Here is a 16948-nt window from a genome sequence, read left to right on the forward strand (position 1 = left end):
CTAAATCAATATCGACCTGATGAGTACGAACTGATTATACGGCATTATGTGTTGAATCAGTCAAAACGGGCCATTGCTCGGCAGCAGAAACGGGATGAAAGAGCCGTCAGGGTGAGCATGCAGATGGCCGAAGGATTTGTTGATGGTTGCTTGTCGATGATAGACGTTTGCCTAGAAATGGACCCTGCAACAATGAAGTCAGAAATTTATGATGAAAGTGTTGGTGCGGCCGCAAAAAGTGTATTAGTATGATAAGAGTTGGTTATGAAGTAGCGCTTATTCAGTCAAATAAACCTCGCCTTTGTGCGGGGTTTTGTCTTTTCTGGAGTTTGCATTAGTAGACTGAATTATCTGAAAAGTAACCTTGCTGATGGCGTGCTTATAAATTGATGCGTAGACCCCTACGGAAAATTGCCCGGTGCGCCTCTCTGTTGGTAATCATATCTATGAGATATTGGCAACTATTCCAGCCCTTGAGTTAATAGTTATAGGGGGGCTGTTTTGTGAGTCATGCCCACTATAAAACTGGTCATGTTTAATGTTTGTTTATAATTGCACTGTATATTATATAGTGCTGTGATAGTTACCTTGGTGCAAGGATTGCATTATCATTGGTACGGTTACAGGGTCAGCTATCACAGCACCAAACTCAAAGCCTCGGTTAATCGCCGGGGCTTTTTATTTTAAGTAAATCATTGTTCGTTTAAAAATGGGTTATTAATATTTTGATATATTCCCTTAACAAATGATAGGGATGTGATTTATGAGAATGTTAATTGCTGTTATTTTGTGTTTACCATTGTCTGCTTGTTCTTGGAGTTGGATACCAATGCCGTACCCAAGTTCTTCAGAGATATGCCCTCGCGGGACGGATAGTATCTCTCAGCAATGCCGTTGAATTATTGGTGGGAGCTGTAATTACTGGAGGGCTCATTCGCATGAGCGCTGGGCAGATCCACACTATCGACTTTCCAAAAGAAGCTAAGTGTACCTTACTGATGTGAAGTAACGGTTGGGAAAAACAGGCAACTTTCCAGCCCTTGAGTTAATTGCTCAGGGGCTTTTTATTAGCTATCGATGTTGTTCTCCACCATATATACAAAGTGCGTACCAAGGCTCTGACCAAGAATTACAATCTTTATTACACGTGTGACTAACACCCATAGAGACACAAGCAAACGTAGGGATTGCTATTGTAAACAACAACGCCACCGCTCCAAACTTTATAATTTTAAACATAATGATTTCTCCAAATTTGCAGGTGAGTTTTTATATGCTCACGTCCATATACTTGAAATATTTAATGAGTGTCAAAATAAATACATGGATCATTGATGAACGTATACTAGTTAATAATGAAATGATTATGGTGCTATTTAATTTTGGCCTTTTTTTCATTTCTACATTCGCATGGGTACTGGATTGGTTAATCCAATCGTTGTGAAACAGTATCCAGCCGAATGTGGAGAAAACCGGCACCGATATGTGGGGATACAAGTGGAACACCAGTGAAACGACATCGGCGAATTCCCCGCCACCACAGAAGTACATTTAAAGGTATGTGGTCAGCACATCGTTAGGTGTTGACGCCGGAACCGTAACCGACTTCAAAAATGATAAGCCCCGACATAAGTCAGGGCTTTTTGGTTTGTGGAATGGGCGGATACCTTCATTGAAAAGCACATGTCCTATTAATGTTCAACAGCGTCACCATTACGCATTCTTTGTATTACTCGCCACACAACAGTAATGACGGATTGGAGTCATCACCTTGATTTACTATTTATTTCGACCACATGGACAAATAATCCTAAAAGGTATTCATCATGTCTAATTCATTAAAATATCCCATTATTCTCGTTCACGGTTTCAGTGGTTTCGATAAGATTGCTGGAATCTATCCTTACTTTTTCGGTATTCAGCAAGCACTGGAAAAAGCCGGAGCTACTGTATTCACTGCCTCTATATCGGCAGAAAACAGTAATGAAGCTCGTGGTGAACAATTACTCAGTTTTGTAAAACAAGTCACCCAATTAACCGGAGCCCACAAGGTCAACCTGATTGGTCACAGCCAAGGCCCTTTGGCCTGCCGCTACGTCGCCGCCATTCATCCCGAACTGGTTGCGTCTGTTACCTCCGTTAATGGGGCAAACTTTGGCTCGGAAATTGCCGATCTGGTCCGTTTGGCGATGAAACCAGGCTCCCTTCCAGAAGCGATTGCGGGCGCAGTGATGAACGTTTTTGGCTCATTCCTTTCCATTATGACTGGTCGTCCCTCCCTGCCACAAGACAGTGTCGCAGCGCTTAACTCGCTCACCAGCGAAGGCGTCGCTAAATTCAATGCCAAATATCCGCAGGGTTTGCCAAGCAATTGGGGAGGCGAAGGTAAAGAATATGAGAATGGCGTTTATTATTATTCTTGGGGTGGGGTGATTAATTACAACCCGATTGAGCAGGGACTCAATAATTTTGATCCGCTGCATATTTCAATGGTTGCCCTCTCATTTCTGTTCACAAAAGAACGTTTACAGAATGATGGGTTGGTTGGGCGCTATAGTATGCATCTCGGCAAAGTTATCCGCTCTGATTATTCAATGGATCACCTGGATGCTATCAATCAAACTGCGGGGGTTGTTACCAGCAGTACCAACCCTGTTCAACTATTTGTCGAGCACGTGGCACGTTTAACATCGAAAGGGTTATAACTTTCGGATAAGAGTGCTTGCGAGCTCTGTCACGTTTAGCTAATTGAAACTGCTATAGTCAGGGCTACACCGAGTGCTTTTATAGTGTAATAGATTTAATTTTAGTCACTAGTTTTATGCAACGCTAAGCGATCAATTCACGACAATTTTTAAGGCTCACTTCGGTGATTTTTTTATTCATTTTTTTTGGGGGGGGGCGAGGAGCTCAATAAAAATGAGCGATATTTACTAATTGTTTATGTTGCTAGTGTAAATTATAACTTGCCGTGACAGTTGCTTTTTGATGATTGTGGCTCAGTCGTCCTACCCGTGGTAGTTAGCTATCACTGCATTATATTTCATCGACCAATCCAATATGATTATTAGGCGCAAAAAAAAAGCCCTTACCTCTATCTTATTTGGTAAGGGATGCCAATTCGGCCAACACCAGGGAAAGTTATGTTGATTTCATTTTACCGAAGGGATCGTTCCCGTCAATGAATATATAAGTTCAATTAATTGAATTAAAATAGATTATTTATAAATGTGTTTTATATAATTAGCTCGTTATTAATATCTATAGATTAAAACTGATATAGCCAGAGAACATCCCGATCACTACAGAATAATTTTAAGGCTACCAATTTGGTGGCCTTTTTTATTTAGCGCCCGTCAAAACAGTCAATTACTGAAAACACCCTCATATCTCCGAGTGACTACGACGGGAGCTATTACCTACTCAACAGCATACGAACCCGACCAATGGCGGGGATATATACCCAACTGGTGGCCACGTGATGTAATTCGTTATAGCGGTGCTGGTTTTGCTAAAATTCACCAACCTGTTATCTGGTAACTCTCGACTCGATGGGTTATAAAAATTATCTAAATATCGTTAAATTCGGGTCCCTGTTGAGCAAATACAACGATTAGTGGTGTGTTTATCCTCAGAATCATCTTAATACAAATAGGAATCGAAAATGGTCAATCTTGCTAACACTAAAGGTAACAATACCACTGGTGTACATATGCTTCAGCGCGACAAAAATGGTGGTTTTCGGATTCGTACCAGTCCAGATTGTCTGAAACGCTTCACTTCAGTTGATATACGGCCAGAACATCGTAGTTGGTTCAACGGGAAAAACGAAATTTACGGTTCGGAGCCTTACAACACGATTGAAGAAGGTGCGGCAGCTCTTTGTGCGTTCATCGAAAAGGTTTGCGGCATCACATGTGTCTGGGAACCTAAGAGAAAATAACGGTACCCTTATCTGGATTGGGGCAGATCAATTATGTCTGATCCTCGCTCTCGAGAGACCAACATAATCATTGGAGGAGGTTTGATTATGAATATGTCGTCGTGGAAAATCCCATCATCGGCCAAAAAAACTTCCTCAGAGATCATATATGGGGGAGATAACGACAGTGCCTATACAGCTTCTTCAGGGCTAGTTCAGGGGGAGGAGTGATGTTTTGAGCAGTCAGTGACCTGCGGGTAATTGCGACATACTAGATTGAGTTTGTTTTTCGGCTCGAAACCTTTATCCAGCATGCATCGTTGAATATTAGCGGCTTTGCGCAGCGTCGGCACGTAAGGCGTCGAACCCAACGGTTGCGGATAACCGCATTGATACATCACCGCCAGTGCTTGCTTGTCGTTTTCAACTTCATGAGAAAAATGCAGCGAGGCTCCCACTTTACGCCAGGTAATCAAGGAAAACTTGCTCACGCCGGAATCCGGCTTAATCGGATGAAACCCTCTGTCTGCAACAAAAGGCAGCGCTTCTAGCTGACTCTGACTCAAGGGATACCCCTGCTCTTGCTTGAGGCAGGCTGGTGTATCATGGTAAACACGAACGCTGCAAATTTTGAATCCGTCTTTACGGGTAAACCCCATATTCTCCATGCATTGGTAATACAGAACTGACTCATTATCCGTTTTGGGAATATCGGAGCCGGGGAGTTGCACGCCGCATTTACCCATCGCGACGCGCACGCCGTCGATATCCGTATCAGGACGTTGCCACTGTGTTAGATCCGGTGCAGGGGGGCACCCTGTCAGCAGGAAGATAGACGTCATCAGCAGGGGTAAAGTTATCAGAGTCGATTTTCGGAACATTAAAATCCCTTATTTATTATTGTTTCAGATCGCATCCATACTGCCCGTATTGCTCCTGTGTGACAACGCTGTCCGGGTTTTGATTATCACTGAAATAAAAATTTCACCCAGCCTGGATTGACTAAATCTCCACGTTCTATTCTGAAACATTCGATCCGCTGATACCAGGAATGTATTTTTCAGTTCTAACTTCCGCACCTCGCTCGAAGCTGCCGTAGCAAAGACTTTAAGCAGCCATGAGCAAAAATAAAACGTTAGAGCGTATTTCACAGATCAGGGTTTTACGCCGGAATCTCAGATTTTTCCTGCGGTTAAAACTATACTGAGGTTTGATATTCCGCTTGTGTAACAAATTTACAAATTTCACTGATGATGGCAGGTTCAGGCTTGAGTATTGCGCTTACATGATCTCCCGTTGCCGAAATGAACGCAAATTTGTTCGCTTCGGTCCAGTAATTTAGTTGTCGGTAGTAAACATCTTCCAGTCCAGCCCAAAATAATTTAGGAGTGTTGATCTGAGTAAGCTGTACCGAATCATAAAAACCATCGTACGAGCTGATTGCATTGAAATATGCACGTACTGCTGGTTCTGTAGCTGGTGTTATCCAGTCGGTTAATTCAGGGGCAGTAATTTTTGCGTACGCAAAAAATGTATCAAAATCCAGTTTTCCATTTGGGCCTTCAGGAAGGCCATTTTCAACATCCCATCCCCCAATAACCAGTGAAGACAGGGCTTTTGGATGGTATTTTACTAATCCTGCAGCCAGCCAAGCCCCCGAAGAATAGCCTATTACATGAGCCTGTTGGCACCCTAATGCATTGATTAATAATTTTATATTTAATGCCTGTTTTTCCTGCTCATAAAGACCAATTTCAACTGGCTTATCACTCATTCCATGCCCTAACATGTCAGGATATGCGACACAAAATTTGTGGCTGAGAGCCTCAACCAACCCATTAGTGAGCCATGAATTTCCATCCATCAGTAAGCCATGTAATAGTACTACAAGAGGACCATTACCTTTTGTTCGATAATATAAATGACCATTTTTACCATTCATAATCATATAATACCTTCAATAAAAAGAATTAATTAACTGGTCTAACTCCGGTTGAGAGGTTTTATTCCGTCAGAATGCAGCTGACCATCAGGAAATATATGCCTGTATAGCGTTTGCCTGGTTATCCCCAGTTCCTGGCATAATGTACTGACTTTCGTCTCTGGTCGTCCCATTGGTGCCAGAAGCTGACGTAACCAGTTTTGAAAGAGTACATATGGACGTCGCTAACATCGCGTTGCGTTAAAAATTAGGGGGCAGGTCACGGACTAGATTGAATGGTATAATAACCCAAACTACTATTTGCAAGCACAACTTAATGCAAATCACCATGGACGGATTTAGGCATGACTAAAATATTGATGTTGATGATACTGGCGGCAACTGTTACAGGATGCGCACCACTAACTCCTAAGGATTGTCATAAAAATAGCGCACTTAACTCTTGCACCTACAACCGTTCTGGGAAGGTATCAGATAAAGACCTTTTTGGTTACCAGGCCTTGGGTATCAAAAAAGCACTTGATGCAGCCCTCATTGAGCCCCATGCTTGGGGTGGTAAAAGATGTGATGCACACCTCGATTTCAAAATTGATGGTACCCTACAAAATTTCATCATAAAGAGCGGCGATGAAGGTTATTGTCATGCTTTAGTGGAAGCTTCTAAACGTACATTATTCCCACCATTTACGGATCAGCACGTCTACGACGTAATGGGGTCATCGCGCTGGGATTTTCATGGACAGCCTTGAAAAGCGTAGATAGTCGCTACTACAGCGCACTTACAAACACAGTTATACATCAATGCGGTGTAAGGCCAACTTCCGCTCCTCGCTCATAGCAGTCCCCTGATGTTGCTTCGGCTGCTCTGTGCCAAGTGCGGACGTTCTAGCACCAGCTATGTTAATCAAAAGCGAGCAGATCAGTTCTTATAGCGGTTTAAAAAAATGGTCGTCTAATTTTCGGTTGTGAGTGTTTCATCGGATGTTCTAGATTCATCCTGTACTTTATTAAAGGAGATAATCATGAACTTCACGGAACTTCACCATCAAAACAAACCATTACTCATCGCCAATGTCTGGGATGCTGCTAGTGCAATTATGGCGCACCAGTCGGGCTATCAGGCCATGGGTACTTCAAGTGCAGCGATTGCCGCAACGTTAGGTTACGAAGATGGAGAAGCAATGTCTTTTGATGAATTGCTCTACATTGTCACACGTATCCAATCCGTCAGTAGCCTACCATTAAGTGTTGATGTAGAAGCGGGGTTTGGTGGCACAACTGATGAGATAACGACCAATCTTAAACGTCTCGCGCAGCTTGGAGTTGTTGGTATAAATCTTGAGGACAGCAGAGTTGTTAACGGTGTCAGACAACTTGATGATGCAGTTGCATTTTCCAGTCAATTAAAAGAGATTTGCGATGCGTTGAACAACGAGAGTTATCAACTATTTCTTAATATCCGTACTGATACATACCTGCTTAATCATGAACATGCTTTACAGGAAACGCTTTTACGTGGCCGACTTTATGAAGCATCGGGGGCAAACGGGCTTTTTGTCCCATGTCTGACGTCAGAAAAAGATATTGAGACCTTTTCCAAAGAGCTTAATATTCCATTAAACGTCATGTGTATGCCAGATCTTCCCACGTTCGAAAGGCTGGGTAAAATGGGTGTAAGTCGCATTTCTATGGGAAATTTCGTTCATTCAGCCATTCAATCGAAACTTAAAGATTTAATGCTACTTATCCAGTCGCAGCAAACATTTGCAGGAGTTTTCATTGATGAAAGTTCTCGATAATGCCCAGTGCAATGTCTGGTATCAGGCATTACTTGAGCGCGCTTCGGAGTATACAGGGGTGTTTTTCGTTGGTGTCAAAACAACGGGGGTATTTTGTATTTCGGTATGTCGGGCGAGGAAACCAAAACGTGAGAATGTCGAGTTCTATAAAGATTTTAAATCTGCTCTAGATGCAGGTTTTCGCCCCTGCAAAGTGTGCCGACCCACTGAAAATGCGCACACAGCTCCATTTTTTATCGAAAAAGCACTTGAACTCGTGCGCGCTAACCCTAAAACACGAATAAGCGACACTGCGCTACGTAAGCACGATATCAGCCCCGAGCGGGTACGACGCTGGTTTCTACAAAACCACGGTATTACCTTCCAGGCATTTCAACGAATGCAGCGGGTGAATATCGCACTTCAGGAGCTAAAAGGTGGGTCCGCAGCCACCGATGTGGCTTTTGATAATGGCTACGAATCATTGAGTGGTTTTGCTTATACCTATAAGCGACTTACGGGTGTTGCTCCAACAGAGCAGACTCAGATAATTATAATTCAACGATTTACCACGACCCTAGGCCCAATGTTCGTCTGTGCTACGGAACGTGGAGTTTGCCTGCTGGAGTTTACCGATCGCCGAATGCTGGAGACGGAATTCCGTGATCTCCAACGTTTGCTGAATGCTCGAATAATGTCAGGGGAGAATAGCCATACCCGACAAGCGGAAAAAGAGATTAGTGAATATTTTTCCGGAACGCGACAACAGTTTGAGCTCACGCTCGATGCTCCTGGCAGTGATTTTCAACGCTCCGTCTGGCAGGGGCTAAGTGCTGTTCCTTATGGACAAACGTCACACTATCAAGCTCTTTCCGGGCAGATTGGAAAACCTAACGCAGTACGAGCGGTGGCCGCCGCAAATGGAGCAAACCGAATAGCTATAGTTATTCCTTGCCACAGAGTCATCGGCAAGGATGGTTCGATGACCGGTTACGGCGGGGGCATCGCGCGCAAAGAATGGCTAATCGAACATGAACGAAAACATCGCTGATAGACAGATACCAGCTGACGGCTAAAACTAAACAGGATGGGGAAAGCTGAGTTTGGCACTTGGCTATCCATGTGCCGCCCTGCTAACTCGATCTGATTGTAAGGTCCGCTTCTCGCTCAGAGCAGATGTTATACCTCTTGGTGGGCAAGTTCGCATCGTGCCAGAAGTGGACATTACTAACATCATCAGAATACCTTATAATTTATCTTCAGCCTCTTGGATCAACTTCAAAAGTAGTTTCATATCCAGACCAACATTTCCGTATGTAAAGCTTGCCTCGACGACATTTTTTGTAGATTTACGCAGATCAAAATGCACATGATCCGGGCCGTAAGGCACTTTGTGATGATCGGCAGAATCGACCCTGGACAACTGTTTTCCATCAGGGGCCAGAATTATATAGGCATAATTCGATGGAGATTGGTGTCTGATTACTACGGTGATCCCGGACTGTCTTCGGGCGGTTACAGTTTCCCCTTCAACTTTCACGATAGTGCATTTGAAGTTTACTTTAAGTATTTCACAGGTCTGCTCAAGCATTTCTTCAGTAGTCTGTGGGCTCATATTCGAGAACATAACTATTCCACCCAAATGCTTTGAGAGATAGTTGAGAAGAATTGATTGCTTCTGAGATTCGGCTTCGTGCGACAAACACAACTGCATACCAATCATCATCCCGGACTTTCCCCAAACAGTACTGGTCGCCATGCGATCGGTTTTTTCACCACAAACAAGGCAACGTCCTCCAGAAGACAGCCAGATGCCCGGATCTACGGTAGTATTTTGAAGACGTCCTACGAGTAAACCATCAAATAAGCTAGAGTCGGCTTTCCTTTTCTCGTACCACAACTTATAACGTTGTGCATACCCTGCATCATCAATGAGCTCCGAGAAGCTGGCGTCATTCACTGGCGCCAGCTTGATCCCGTGTTGCTCGATATAAGCACCAATGTGGCCAACCCAAAAAAGATCTTCTGATTTCATGAAATAAATTCTAGCTGCAGGAAAACGGTCAGTCGGCTCATACAATGCATTTATATGAAAAGTATTTGAGCTGATATAAATATGAGCATTTGTTGCTCCTTTCATCATCCAAATCAAATTTTCTTTGCTCGAAACCTCAATTGCTAAAACTGGTTTTTCTTTCCTCAGTATATTGCCACCGTAGCATTGAATAAAAGTATCCGTTGCAGTTCCACTTAATTTAAGCTTGATACAGTCGGTGATTACATCATTAAGTCTCAAAGTCTCATCCTTTATTATTTCAACTAGCGGTGTGTAGTGACTACGCCTAAGTTTACCGGCCATTGATCCACTAATACCACCTTGTTACCAGATGGTTTTTCACACCACAAGGGTGCGAATGACTATATTTCGCTAATAGCTGCCGAAAAATCTTCGTGTAGTAGTTAATGTTAAAATGTATTGTTACTAAATCACGATTGTTATTTGATGAGGGGCCGGTCAAACAGGCTTGTTTGAGAGCAAAATTATGATACACGAGCTTTGGACAAATGAAGAAGATTTGGATTTGTTTTGCCTTGCAGGTCAGCGGGGCGATTCTGCTCGTAAATTACTGGAGCCGGGCTACAGGTTAGTGTGGACGTGTGATTCAGATTCTCACTTTGAAGCAATGACAATATATTATGAGTTTCGTAATTGGGGGGAATATCAAACTGATTTCCCTGAGCAGGATAGGGAGACCTATAAAGAATTAGGGTGGGAATAGAAATGCGTGGCAGCCATAACACATTAACATGGTGTCCTAATGGATCCATAACGTCCGCTCTTCGCTCATAGCTGACAGTCAGGCTTGTTCGTACCTTGCTACAGAACACAACCCGAACGCATTAAACGTATCGAAATTTTTACGAATGGTTCCGAATTAGCAGTTAACTATATGAATTTAAAGACTAGGGAAGTAAGGTAATGGAAGGTGTTTTTTGAGATGATATCAATTGCTTAATAGGACTACCATCACCCCTCGTTACTTGTTATTTCATCCCTATCGCCACTTTGTCGCCATGCTTAAATCGGGCTAATGGGTTGAGTGAATAGCGTCTTGCAGGTGGTCTGCCGCGACGTGAGAGTAGCGCATGGTGACCCGAATATCTGAATGGCCGAGGATGTGTTGCAGCACGATGATATTGCCACCGGCCATCATATCCTTCGAAATCGTCTTTATGACTTTGCATTCTCTCTGCTAAGCTGCTCTGCCGGCTTCATAGCCTAACGTGATATAATCTTATTTTTACGGAAGATTTATGCTGACCAACTCATCCACTCGTCTTAACAAATATATTAGCGAGAGCGGTATCTGTTCTCGTCGTGATGCCGATCGTTATATTGAACAAGGACATGTTTTTATTAATGGCAAACGGGCCGCTGTTGGCGATCAAGTATATGGCGGGGATGTAGTCAAAGTTAACGGTCAGCTTATCGAACCGCGTGACGAAAACGACTTGGTGCTGATCGCACTGAATAAACCGGTTGGCATCATAAGCACCACCGAAGAGGGGGAAAACGATAACATCGTTGATTTCGTTAATCACAGTAAACGAGTCTTCCCTATCGGACGTTTGGACAAAGACTCGCAGGGGTTGATTTTTTTGACGAATCACGGTGATTTGGTTAACAAAATCCTGCGCGCTGGGAACGACCACGAAAAAGAGTACGTGGTTACGGTCAACAAACCGGTGACTGACGAGTTTATTCTCGGTCTGGGTGCTGGTGTACCGATGATGGGAACCGTGACCAAAAAATGCAAAGTGAATAAAGTCGCGACCTTTGTATTTAATATCACGCTGGTGCAAGGGCTTAACCGTCAAATTCGCCGTATGTGTAAACATTTTGGCTATGAAGTCACCAAGCTTGAGCGCACTCGTATCATGAACGTCACCCTGAAAGGACTGCCAATGGGTGAGTGGCGAGATTTGACTGATGATGAGCTAATCGAGTTATTTAAGCTGATTGAAAACTCATCATCTGACGAAAAACCGGTGAAAAAAGCCAAGGCTAAGCCCGTGGCAGATAAAAAACCGAGTGTTAGTGGGGCGAAAAAGGCCGAAAAACCCGATGGTAACTCAGCTTCCCGCAAGCGCTTTACCCAGCCCGGACGTAAGAAGAAAGGGCGCTAAGCTCACATAATTATCATCGGTCTCAGTACTCAAGCATATAAACTCGGCAATAGCCGAGTTTATATTGATGAAACACTCGGTGTGAAACCAATCATCAGTCTTTTTCCTCATGTCCTGTCAAACCTGACGCTATGGCCTGAGTACGGCATTAGTTCCCAATATTTAATATAGAGCATACTTTCTTGCTCGTATTGACGTCACAATAATAGTAGGTAGACTGGTATACCTATAATTATCCAAAGCAGGAAGAAATTGGCCATGTCCTCACGCGAATTATCAGAAAGTGCCCGAGATCGGCTGCTGAGTGCTGCAAGGGTGTTGTTCTATAACGATGGCATTGCGGCAACGGGTATTGATGCCATTGTTAAAAGGGCTGGTGTTGCCAAGAAAAGTCTCTACAACAACTTTGAGTCCAAAGCAGAACTTGTTGCTACTTACTTACAGATTCGTCATGAAGAGTGGCTCGCACTGTACGCTAATCGTCTGCAACAAACGGCGAGTCCAAAAGAGAGCGTGATGGCTGTTTTTCTTGCTTATGCAGACCATGCTGAATTTGCCTATGAACGTGGATTCAGAGGGTGCGGACTATTGAATGCCGCGGCTGAACTGCCCGCGGGCGCACCGGGCAGACAGGCAGTGCGCGGGCACAAGGAGCAGGTAGAGTCGATTCTGACTGAACATCTTTGTGTGCTTCTCTCTGGTGATGAACAACGTGCCATACGGATGGCCAGGCACTTTTCATTTTTACTCGAGGGGAGTATGTCTCGCGCAGGCTTGGAAGGGAATGGTGAGTGCGTTCGTCAGGCAATGACAATGGCCGCCGAAATGATGGAGTCGCTATGACTGTCACGCCAAGAGATCGCATGATGGGAAGGGTGGGAGTATTGATTGCGGCCATCTTGTGGGGAACCACAGGAACGGCGGCAACATTTGCTCCTGCGGTTAGTGCTGTTGCCATAGGCGCTGTTGCGATGGGGCTAGGGGGGCTACTCCAAGCGATGATAGCCGCTGGGAGTATCATTAGTTATGTAGATAAACTCCTTCAACAGTGGCGTTTACTGCTGATAGGGGTCATTGCTGTTGCCATCTATCCGCTGGCATTCTATGCCTCTATGCATTTAGCGGGTGTCACTGTCGGGACTGTCATTTCTATTGGTTCTGCCCCTCTGTTATCTGCTCTGATTGAATATGTCTTGGAGGGCGAGCGGTTGACGACTCGCTGGATGTTGGGGGCGGCTCTTGGCATTGCAGGCATGGTGTTGCTTTGTATGGCTGAAAGTGGGGGGCACGGCACTCTGGTTCAGTCACCCAATGTCACGATAGGAGTAATTCTAGGCCTTCTTGCTGGTTTTACTTATGCGCTGTATTCGTGGGCTGCTCGCCGTTTGATGCAGCGAGGACTTCCTTCTCGCACCGCGATGGGGGCGATTTTTGGTCTTGGCGGCATTTTACTAATGCCAGTACTCCTTATGACTGGAGCCCCGCTGCTGGAATCTTGGAGTAATGCGGCAGTGGGTGCCTATATGGCGTTGGTCCCGATGTTTCTTGGCTATATTTGCTATGGATATGGGCTGGCTCGTATAACGGCAAGTATGGCGACGACTATTACCCTCATCGAGCCTGTTATTGCTGCCATATTGGCAGTGATTATCGTGGGAGAAAGACTGCCTATTACGGGGTGGGTGGGGATCGGGCTGGTGGTAGCTTGCCTGATATTTATTACTGTTCCGATAAAATGTGCTCTAATTGTTCGGGTAAGAGAAAACAATAGCCTGTAGTGGCACAATGATGCCTGATCTTGCCCGCTTGCAGCTAGATTTCTCCATTATTGCCACCTTCGCTTCAATTGTTGTTCCGATGGTCAATCGTCCCTCTGTGCTATTGAGGGAAGTTCGCCCAGGCACTTAAGTACGCCACACCCTGTTTATTAACAACAATTTGTGGGGCAATTATCTATTTCAGGATGGTGCACTACGCTCATTCTCGGATAATCCCTATTTATGGGGCGCACTATTCAGTGTGATGTTTGCTTTGTTCATTAACAATATCGTGGTTGTGGTGATATCTAGTATGTTAATATTTTATATCATTGGTTCGGTAGTTTAGTCAGGAAACTAATATCAGCAGTGTGTTTATCAATGGTTTTCTGTGATATTACATTTAACTCAGCAGGCCATTTAACACTTTATTTTGGTGATTAGCATTAATGATTGGCGAATGTGGTTAACGTCACCTTGGTTGTTTTTTTGTTAACTTGCCAATTTCTTACAGATTAAATGTAGGAAATAAAGCACATCCTCTAATATTAAAAATAATATCGGAACAGATGTTCAGCAGATCGAATTAATACAGTGAAACCCTCAATGAGATTGATCGCTGTCAGGCTGGCGGTATACTTCACCGCAAATCAAAACTACATCAGGTCTGCGTTCATGAAGACGAGTAGCTACAGCCATGCATTCGTGGCGTGTTGTATACACATCATCGGTCACGGGCAGTGCCTCGCAAGCATCCATACCGCAGGTGCTAACCAATAAAACAAATCCTATGAGCATATATTCTCCTTATTTATAGGATTTATATGAGTATAGCGCGTTTGCTGAAGAAGTAGTGCTCTCCTTTTCTAAGAAATGGAGTTTGCATTTTTTGGTTAAGTATTAGCCAAGTTTAGTTACTGCTACCCCCATCAGAATAATGGCACTGGCGATGAGTCGTAACATCGATGGTTTCTCTTTTAGCATCCAGATTGAGATTATCATGGCGAACAAGACACTGGTTTCACGTAGAGCGGCAACGAGGGCGATTGGCGTGCTTTTCATGGCCCAAATGACAATGCCATAAGCCAGTAATTGCATCGCACCACCAATCACGCCGTGTCGCCAGTGCTGGCGTATTTGACGAAAAACCACATTGCGGTGCATTATCCAAAGTAATGCAAACATGGCTATGCCGTTGCACATAAACAACCAAAAAATATAACTAAGTGGTTCAATGCTGGCGCGGCTACCAGCCCCATCAGATAGGGTGTAACAGGCAGTAAAAGTCGCAGTAATTAAGGCATAGATAATAGCCCTGCCATTGACTTTGTCAGGGCCACGTCGGCCATCAAATGTCATCATGATGACACCGGAGACTAAAATAGCCGCCCCTACTAAGGCTAATGACCTGGGGATTTCCGACAAGATTAACCAAGAGAGCAGAGCACTTAACAGGGGGGCAACGCCACGTGCGATAGGATAGATTTGACCAAACTCGGCTTGTTCATAAGCTTTACTTAGAAACAGGCAATAACCTGTGTGAAAAGCAACCGACAACAGTAACCAAGGAAGCGCGCTCAGCGAGGGTAACGCCACAAAAAAAATACCGAACAGTGAAATCACTCCGGAGAAAATTGCCATCAAAGAGATAGCGACAAAACGATCATTGCCAAATTTAACAAGAGCGTTCCAGCAAGCATGTAACAGTGCCGCGCCCAGCACTGCAAGAAATATTTCACTACTCATTCTATCCCCTTACTTAGGCGTCTCAGTTTACCTTAATTGCATTTATTTTCACGTCTGTAACACGTAAAAATTGTTCCAGATAGCTGATTCTTAGTGAGGGAGAAGATGAAAAAATGAGCTCAATGTCCCGATTTATTGCAAGAGTAAATATAACTAACTAACAACATCTGTATCATCTTATTTACTTTCTTAAGCAATAAATAAGGGTGGATTACGCCAAGGTGACATTGCTCTGATTAAGTAAATGGGGGTGTTTATTGCATATGATATTCGTTGCTTTTTCCTTATCATTGATAGTAATCGTGTTTCTAATTTTATTTATGATAAAAGGGAATAATTAATTAGGACATATCTTGGATGATCTAAATGGACTAAAAAGAATACCAGTGGATATAATTCAACGGCAATAAATTATTATCAAAAACAGGGTCTGGCTATTATTAGCCAGAGTCTACATTCATTTTATTCTGGGGTGTCTATTTTGTTAAAAAAAAGTGTTTTCCTATTATTTGCTATGGTCGTTGTTCTTGCCGGTTGTTCTGAACCTGAACCAACAGGCACTAAAGTTTTTGGTGGCAAAGCTTACATTGAGATGCCAGCTGAATTCACTTTAATGTCTAAAGAAATGCTGGCAACTAAATACCCTCAGCAGAATGCACCACAAGAAGCCTATTCCGTTGAACAGGGCAGTGTGTCCTTCGCATTCAGCGATAGCAATAGTGCCATACCCGATGGCAAGCTCGCTGAAGTTGTTAATATGATGAAGAAACAATTTGCGCCATTCAAGCCGACTCTGGAAGAGAAGGATGTTGATGGGCGTAAAGCTTATATCATCACTATGGATACCCCGGCTGCTGATGGAACCATCAAGAATGTGATGTTGCTCACTACGATTGATGGGAAACTAGTTATTGCTACGTTTAACACGACTGAAGCTTTAGCTGACAAATATATGGATGTTGGCAAGAATGCACTGCTTTCTTTAAAGTTTAAGAAGTGACCATTATTAGTTAATTCAGTTATTTTAAGTCTAAAAAAATAGATAAAAAGTAATAAAGGTTGCCTGATTAACAGGGCAACCTTTCTCATTGCTAAAGCAACGTTGTTGAGCGCTAGTGGGGAAGACGGTACGCCGAACACTTCCTAAAACAGCTATAAATTGGCATCATAGAGCTATGTTGTTTTTTTAGGATGAGTAATGAAACAGTTCCCTTTTGATAAACGTTATGAGATTGAAGATGCCAGTGGTGTTGTTGAGTACTACATTGATGGTGATGAGTATATTCGCCGCCAGGATGGCGTACCGGGCTATCGAATCACAGGTTATGAAGTGTATGAACATGATGCAGAGGCTAAACTCGCTGGTTTTCTCGAAGGGAAGCATATAACAACCCCGGATGCGGATATTCTGCTGACAATTTTAGATGACCAACAACCTGCGGATTAGATTTCATTACTTTGGCTTTCGTCTGTGCAATGTTGCTATATAAAGATCATCTGCGGTTTTTGAAACAGAAAATAGGGCGTTATTAGCGATAATATTTTTTTGCAGAAGCTGCTATTCAATCTGGCTAAAACCGATTAACGTCAATCTACTTAGTGATAATCAGTCGGG

The 16948-nt window shown here is 43.6% G+C and carries 16 protein-coding genes and 2 pseudogenes; 12 read left to right on the forward strand and 6 right to left on the reverse strand.

Going from position 1 to position 16948, the window contains the following annotated elements:
• From V2A84_RS06255 to V2A84_RS06265, 3 genes and pseudogenes are all read left to right on the forward strand, one after another.
• A pseudogene (locus V2A84_RS06255) lies at window positions 1-252 on the forward strand (antiterminator Q family protein); the annotation flags it as partial.
• A gap of 1574 nt (window positions 253-1826) precedes the next feature.
• Complete coding sequence (locus V2A84_RS06260) at window positions 1827-2705, forward strand: lipase family alpha/beta hydrolase (RefSeq protein WP_083158629.1); 879 nt, start codon at window positions 1827-1829, stop codon at window positions 2703-2705.
• Window positions 2706-3664: 959 nt separating this feature from the next.
• Window positions 3665-3943, forward strand: a complete 279-nt coding sequence (locus V2A84_RS06265; protein WP_083158630.1) for a hypothetical protein — start codon at window positions 3665-3667, stop codon at window positions 3941-3943.
• A 194-nt stretch (window positions 3944-4137) separates the two neighbouring features.
• Here the strand turns inward: V2A84_RS06265 and V2A84_RS06270 are convergent, their stop codons facing one another.
• Window positions 4138-4803: a hypothetical protein gene (locus V2A84_RS06270; protein ID WP_083158631.1), complete on the reverse strand. Its 666-nt coding sequence runs from the start codon at window positions 4801-4803 to the stop codon at window positions 4138-4140.
• A gap of 317 nt (window positions 4804-5120) precedes the next feature.
• Window positions 5121-5864: an alpha/beta fold hydrolase gene (locus tag V2A84_RS06275; RefSeq protein WP_442847787.1), complete on the reverse strand. Its 744-nt coding sequence runs from the start codon at window positions 5862-5864 to the stop codon at window positions 5121-5123.
• Window positions 5865-6208: 344 nt separating this feature from the next.
• On the opposite strand from V2A84_RS06275, the gene V2A84_RS06280 reads away from it, so the two are divergent.
• The 3 genes from V2A84_RS06280 to V2A84_RS06290 all read left to right on the forward strand — a co-directional run bounded on the left by V2A84_RS06280 (window position 6209) and on the right by V2A84_RS06290 (window position 8693).
• Window positions 6209-6613, forward strand: a complete 405-nt coding sequence (locus V2A84_RS06280; protein ID WP_083158633.1) for a cell envelope integrity TolA C-terminal domain-containing protein — start codon at window positions 6209-6211, stop codon at window positions 6611-6613.
• A 273-nt stretch (window positions 6614-6886) separates the two neighbouring features.
• Window positions 6887-7663 carry an isocitrate lyase/PEP mutase family protein gene (locus V2A84_RS06285; protein WP_083158634.1) on the forward strand — a complete coding sequence of 259 codons (777 nt, stop codon included), beginning with the start codon at window positions 6887-6889 and terminating at the stop codon, window positions 7661-7663.
• Window positions 7647-8693, forward strand: a complete 1047-nt coding sequence (locus V2A84_RS06290; protein WP_083158635.1) for a bifunctional transcriptional activator/DNA repair enzyme AdaA — start codon at window positions 7647-7649, stop codon at window positions 8691-8693. Before V2A84_RS06285 ends, V2A84_RS06290 begins: the two co-directional genes overlap by 17 nt.
• 195 nt (window positions 8694-8888) lie before the next feature.
• Here the strand turns inward: V2A84_RS06290 and V2A84_RS06295 are convergent, their stop codons facing one another.
• Together V2A84_RS06295 and V2A84_RS06300 are read right to left on the reverse strand one after the other, a co-directional pair.
• Entirely contained in the window at window positions 8889-9938 is a 1050-nt protein-coding gene (locus tag V2A84_RS06295) for a hypothetical protein (protein WP_442848658.1), read from the reverse strand.
• A 749-nt stretch (window positions 9939-10687) separates the two neighbouring features.
• Window positions 10688-10857: pseudogene (locus V2A84_RS06300) on the reverse strand (site-specific integrase); the annotation flags it as partial.
• A 100-nt stretch (window positions 10858-10957) separates the two neighbouring features.
• On the opposite strand from V2A84_RS06300, the gene rluF reads away from it, so the two are divergent.
• The 4 genes from rluF (at window position 10958) to V2A84_RS06320 (ending at window position 13936) form a co-directional block, all read left to right on the forward strand.
• A complete protein-coding gene (rluF, locus tag V2A84_RS06305; RefSeq protein ID WP_083158636.1) occupies window positions 10958-11830 on the forward strand; it encodes a 23S rRNA pseudouridine(2604) synthase RluF in 873 nt (290 codons plus the stop codon).
• A gap of 258 nt (window positions 11831-12088) precedes the next feature.
• A complete protein-coding gene (locus V2A84_RS06310) occupies window positions 12089-12673 on the forward strand; it encodes a TetR/AcrR family transcriptional regulator (protein WP_083158637.1) in 585 nt (194 codons plus the stop codon).
• Window positions 12670-13608 carry a DMT family transporter gene (locus tag V2A84_RS06315; protein ID WP_372569253.1) on the forward strand — a complete coding sequence of 313 codons (939 nt, stop codon included), beginning with the start codon at window positions 12670-12672 and terminating at the stop codon, window positions 13606-13608. The genes V2A84_RS06310 and V2A84_RS06315 overlap by 4 nt, the downstream gene beginning before the upstream one ends.
• A 160-nt stretch (window positions 13609-13768) precedes the next feature.
• Window positions 13769-13936: an AzlD domain-containing protein gene (locus tag V2A84_RS06320; RefSeq protein WP_372569252.1), complete on the forward strand. Its 168-nt coding sequence runs from the start codon at window positions 13769-13771 to the stop codon at window positions 13934-13936.
• A gap of 254 nt (window positions 13937-14190) precedes the next feature.
• On the opposite strand, the gene V2A84_RS06325 is transcribed toward V2A84_RS06320, so the two are convergent.
• A complete protein-coding gene (locus V2A84_RS06325; RefSeq protein WP_083158639.1) occupies window positions 14191-14385 on the reverse strand; it encodes a hypothetical protein in 195 nt (64 codons plus the stop codon).
• A 102-nt stretch (window positions 14386-14487) separates the two neighbouring features.
• Window positions 14488-15333: a DMT family transporter gene (locus V2A84_RS06330; protein ID WP_083158640.1), complete on the reverse strand. Its 846-nt coding sequence runs from the start codon at window positions 15331-15333 to the stop codon at window positions 14488-14490.
• A 481-nt stretch (window positions 15334-15814) separates the two neighbouring features.
• On the opposite strand from V2A84_RS06330, the gene V2A84_RS06335 reads away from it, so the two are divergent.
• Together V2A84_RS06335 and V2A84_RS06340 are read left to right on the forward strand one after the other, a co-directional pair.
• Window positions 15815-16333: a hypothetical protein gene (locus V2A84_RS06335; RefSeq protein WP_083158641.1), complete on the forward strand. Its 519-nt coding sequence runs from the start codon at window positions 15815-15817 to the stop codon at window positions 16331-16333.
• A gap of 198 nt (window positions 16334-16531) precedes the next feature.
• Window positions 16532-16780 carry a hypothetical protein gene (locus V2A84_RS06340; RefSeq protein ID WP_083158642.1) on the forward strand — a complete coding sequence of 83 codons (249 nt, stop codon included), beginning with the start codon at window positions 16532-16534 and terminating at the stop codon, window positions 16778-16780.
• Window positions 16781-16948: the final 168 nt, after the last annotated feature.

The sequence above is a fragment of the Yersinia sp. 2553 StPb PI genome (assembly GCF_052217105.1).
GTDB lineage: Bacteria > Pseudomonadota > Gammaproteobacteria > Enterobacterales > Enterobacteriaceae > Yersinia > Yersinia enterocolitica_E.